General features: G+C 67.1%; 2 protein-coding genes and 2 pseudogenes. All 4 read left to right on the forward strand.

Translation table 11 applies throughout. The features are described 5' to 3' along the window. The first annotated feature begins 720 nt into the window (after window positions 1–720). The 4 genes and pseudogenes from BBK14_RS42760 (at window position 721) to BBK14_RS09790 (ending at window position 3245) form a co-directional block, all read left to right on the forward strand. On the forward strand, window positions 721–1083 hold the full coding sequence (locus tag BBK14_RS42760; RefSeq protein WP_275078468.1) for an SDR family NAD(P)-dependent oxidoreductase: 363 nt from the start codon (window positions 721–723) through the stop codon (window positions 1081–1083). A 14-nt stretch (window positions 1084–1097) separates the two neighbouring features. Continuing rightward, a pseudogene (locus tag BBK14_RS42765) lies at window positions 1098–1157 on the forward strand (hypothetical protein); the annotation flags it as partial. Window positions 1158–1160: 3 nt separating this feature from the next. Next, window positions 1161–1589 (forward strand): SDR family NAD(P)-dependent oxidoreductase, encoded by a 429-nt coding sequence (locus tag BBK14_RS42770; protein ID WP_338045445.1) that lies wholly within the window; start codon window positions 1161–1163, stop codon window positions 1587–1589. 88 nt (window positions 1590–1677) lie between these two features. Further along, window positions 1678–3245 (forward strand): annotated as a pseudogene (locus tag BBK14_RS09790) (ABC transporter substrate-binding protein). The last annotated feature ends 120 nt before the right edge of the window (window positions 3246–3365 follow it).

Consider the following 3365-nt stretch of genomic DNA (forward strand, 5'->3'; position numbering starts at 1 on the left):
GTGGTACTCGGCGGCCCGCCCTGGCCACCGCCCTGCTCGCGCCAGTTCATGTCTGCCGCGACCATGTGACTTCCTTCGCTACGACAGGAACTCTATCCAGGACAGAACTCGATGTCTACTGCGGCGGGAGTAGATTTTCCGGGATCAAGGAGACAGCTATCCTGCGGCACCCGATCGTGCCGGGCGTCGCTGGGACCCCTGGCTCCCCAGCCGGGTACGCGTCGGCTCTGCTGAAGGAACGCCCTCGACCTGGCCGACCCGCTCGACGGCCCGGCCTTCCTCGGCCGGGACGCAGCGCGCCGTGCGCCAAGTGGCGGTGGCGGGTACGCGATGTCGCCCACCCACGCCGCCCTGACGCCACAGAGCCCCCTCCGCCCGCCTAGGACCGCCGAAGGGGTACACGCCCGCGACAGCTTCCTCCGCCGCCTCAGCCACGACCTCACGCCGCGTCACGCCATCGCGGGGAACGACCAGCGGATCGTCACGGATCTACCGCGGTAGGCAGACGCCCGACACCTGCCCGCCTCGCCGAACTACCCCCGACGTCCTGGCCGACGTCCTCGCGCACACGCAAGACCTCGCGATCCTCCTCGGCCGGGTCCGACCGACACCCCTCGACGCTCTGGAAACCCGGCCACCTCGACCGCGAGGACCGGGGACGCGCGATGGGGCCGTGCTACCCTCCATTTGAACATCGGTCAAATGGAGGACGGAGATCGTATGACGATGCAGCGACACGAGGAACTCGACCTGGCCGGCAAGGTCGTGATCATCACAGGGGCCAGCCGTGGCATCGGCAGGCAGGCGGCCCAGACGTTCGCCCGCCGCGGCGCGAACCTGGTCCTGGCCGCACGAACGGTCGAGCCGGACAGAACGCTGCCCGGCACCCTGAACGAGACGCTGACCGAGATCGAGAACACGGGAGCCAGCGCGATCGCCGTGCAGACCGATCTGGCCGAGACCGCGGATCTCGAGCGCCTGGTCGACGCCGCCGTCGAGCGGTTCGGTGGCGTCGACGTGCTCATCAACAACGCGGCGGCCCCACCGCCGGCGAGATCTGGTCGAAAAGATTTCTGGAGCTGACGCGTGAGGACTGGCTGTACCAGTTCGCGGTCAACCTCCACGCACCCTTCACGCTCATACAGCTGGTGACTCCGATTATGGAGAGTCGCGGTGGCGGGCGCATCATCAACCTCAGCACCGGCAGCGGTGAGGTCTTCCGCCAGCCGGAGGAGCTTCCCAAGCTCGAGAACATCGGTGGGTTCAGCCTCGCGGTGCCCGGCTACTACTGCAGCAAGCGGGCGCTCGACCGGCTCGGCAATGTACTGGCTCCCGAGCTCGCCCGGAAGGGCATCGCCGTGATCGGCATGCACCCGGGCCTGGTCGCCACCGAGCTCACGGCCATCCGCGTCAAGGAGTCCGGCCTCGACGACAGCGTGGCCGTGCCGATGGAGGTCCCCGCCCGCATGCTCGCCTACTTCGCCTCCTGTGCCGATCCCATGGAATACACCGGCCGCCTGTTCTGGGCCGAGCGCGAGCTCAAGGAAGTCGGGATCGAACTGGACGACCGACCCGCGATCACCACCTGAACCCGAACAGGTCGACGGCGCGGTCATCGTCAGCTGGTCGGCCGCGGCCCCGCCTTCTTTCTGTCATGAGAAAAACGGGAGGTCACTGATGATGCGTAAGAGCCGATTACTCGGCGCGGCTGTTGCCTGCTGCGCCGCACTCGTCCTGGGGGCCTGTGGAGGCGGGGATTCCAGTCCGTCCACGGGAACCGCGGGTCCCTCTGGTGAGCCGGTGGCCGGGGGTACCGCCCGGATCCTCATACTGAGCGATCCGCGCAGCCTGGACCCGGCATCCCTCGGCAACCAGGCCGCGATCACCGCCGTGCTGGGTAACGCCCTGTACGGCACCCTGATGACCACGGACGAGACGGCAAGGTCGCGTACTCGATGGCCGAGTCCTTCGCCACGACCGACGGTGGCGCGACCTTCGCGCTGAAGCTGCGGCCCGGGCTGGTCTTCTCCGACGGCACTCCGCTCAATGCCGAAGCGGTGAAATTCAACTGGGACCGACTCAAGGACCCGGCCAGCGCCTCACCCAGCGCGGCGGAAGCGGCGATGGTCGCCTCGACCGAGGTAGTCGACAACGTCACCCTGAAAGTCACGATGACCACTCCCGTGACCGCGTACGCGCAGGCGATCGTCGGCTCGGCGATGAACTGGATCGCCTCACCGGCGGCCCTGCGGAAGGGTCAGCAGACCTTCGACGAGAGCCCTGTCGGCGCCGGCCCCTTCACTCTGCAGAGCTGGACCAGGCAGGCCGAGATCAGGCTCGTCAAGAACCCCCGCTACTGGGACGCACCCAAGCCCTACCTCGACGGCATCACGATGCGCGCGGTGCTCGACTCCGACCAGCGTTACAACACCCTGATCAGTGACGGCGCCGATGTTGCCGTCGAGACGAACTGGATCAACCTGGCCAAGGCCGAGAAGGCGGGTCTGCCGACCGACCTCCTGCCGCTCAGCGGTGGCTACTTCATCGCCCTGAACACGCGCAGAGAGCCGTTCAACGATATTCGCGCCCGACAGGCCGTGGCCGCGGCGCTCGACATCGATGCGCTGAACCTCGCCGTCTACAACGGCGAAGGCCAGGTGGTTGACACGCTGTTCACCAAGAACTCCCCCTTCTACTCGGACAAGCCACTGACGACCGTGGACCGGGCGAAGGCCCAGAAACTCTTCGACGAGCTGGCCGCCGAGGGCAAACCCGTGTCCTTCACGTTCTCCACCTATCCGTCCAGCGAGAACAGGGCGATCGCGGAGAACGTCCAGGCCCAGCTCGGCAGCTTCAAGAACGTCAAGGTCGAGGTCGCGACCGTCGACTACTCGCAGGTCGGCGCGATGCGCACGACCCACGACTTCGACGCGATCGTATCCGCCGCGGCCTTCCAGGACCCCGAGCCGCGGCTGTTGGCGAACTTCACCGGGAACTCGCCGGCGAACATGCCCGGCCTCGTGGACCCGGAGCTCGACAGGAATCTGTTGGCCGGCCGGACCGGGACGTCGTTGGAGCAGCGTAAGGCGGCCTACGACGCGGCGCAGGCACGGTTGACCGAGGCGATGCCGGCCATCTTCCTCACCCGGTCGGCGCCTGCCGTCATCACGGGCAAGAACGTGGGCGGCATCGTGCAGTACGGTGCGGGTTCCCTGCTACCCGAGGATCTGTGGATCGCGAAGTAGCCCAGGAACCCCTGTACTCCGCACGTTCGTGCGGTGTCCTGAACGTGTGACTCTTTGATCTTGTGGTGTGTTGATCGCCCTGGTGTGTAGGGCTTCCGGTCTGGGACGGTTCGTCGTGTG

It is taken from the genome of Parafrankia soli (assembly GCF_001854695.1).
GTDB lineage: Bacteria > Actinomycetota > Actinomycetes > Frankiales > Frankiaceae > Parafrankia > Parafrankia soli.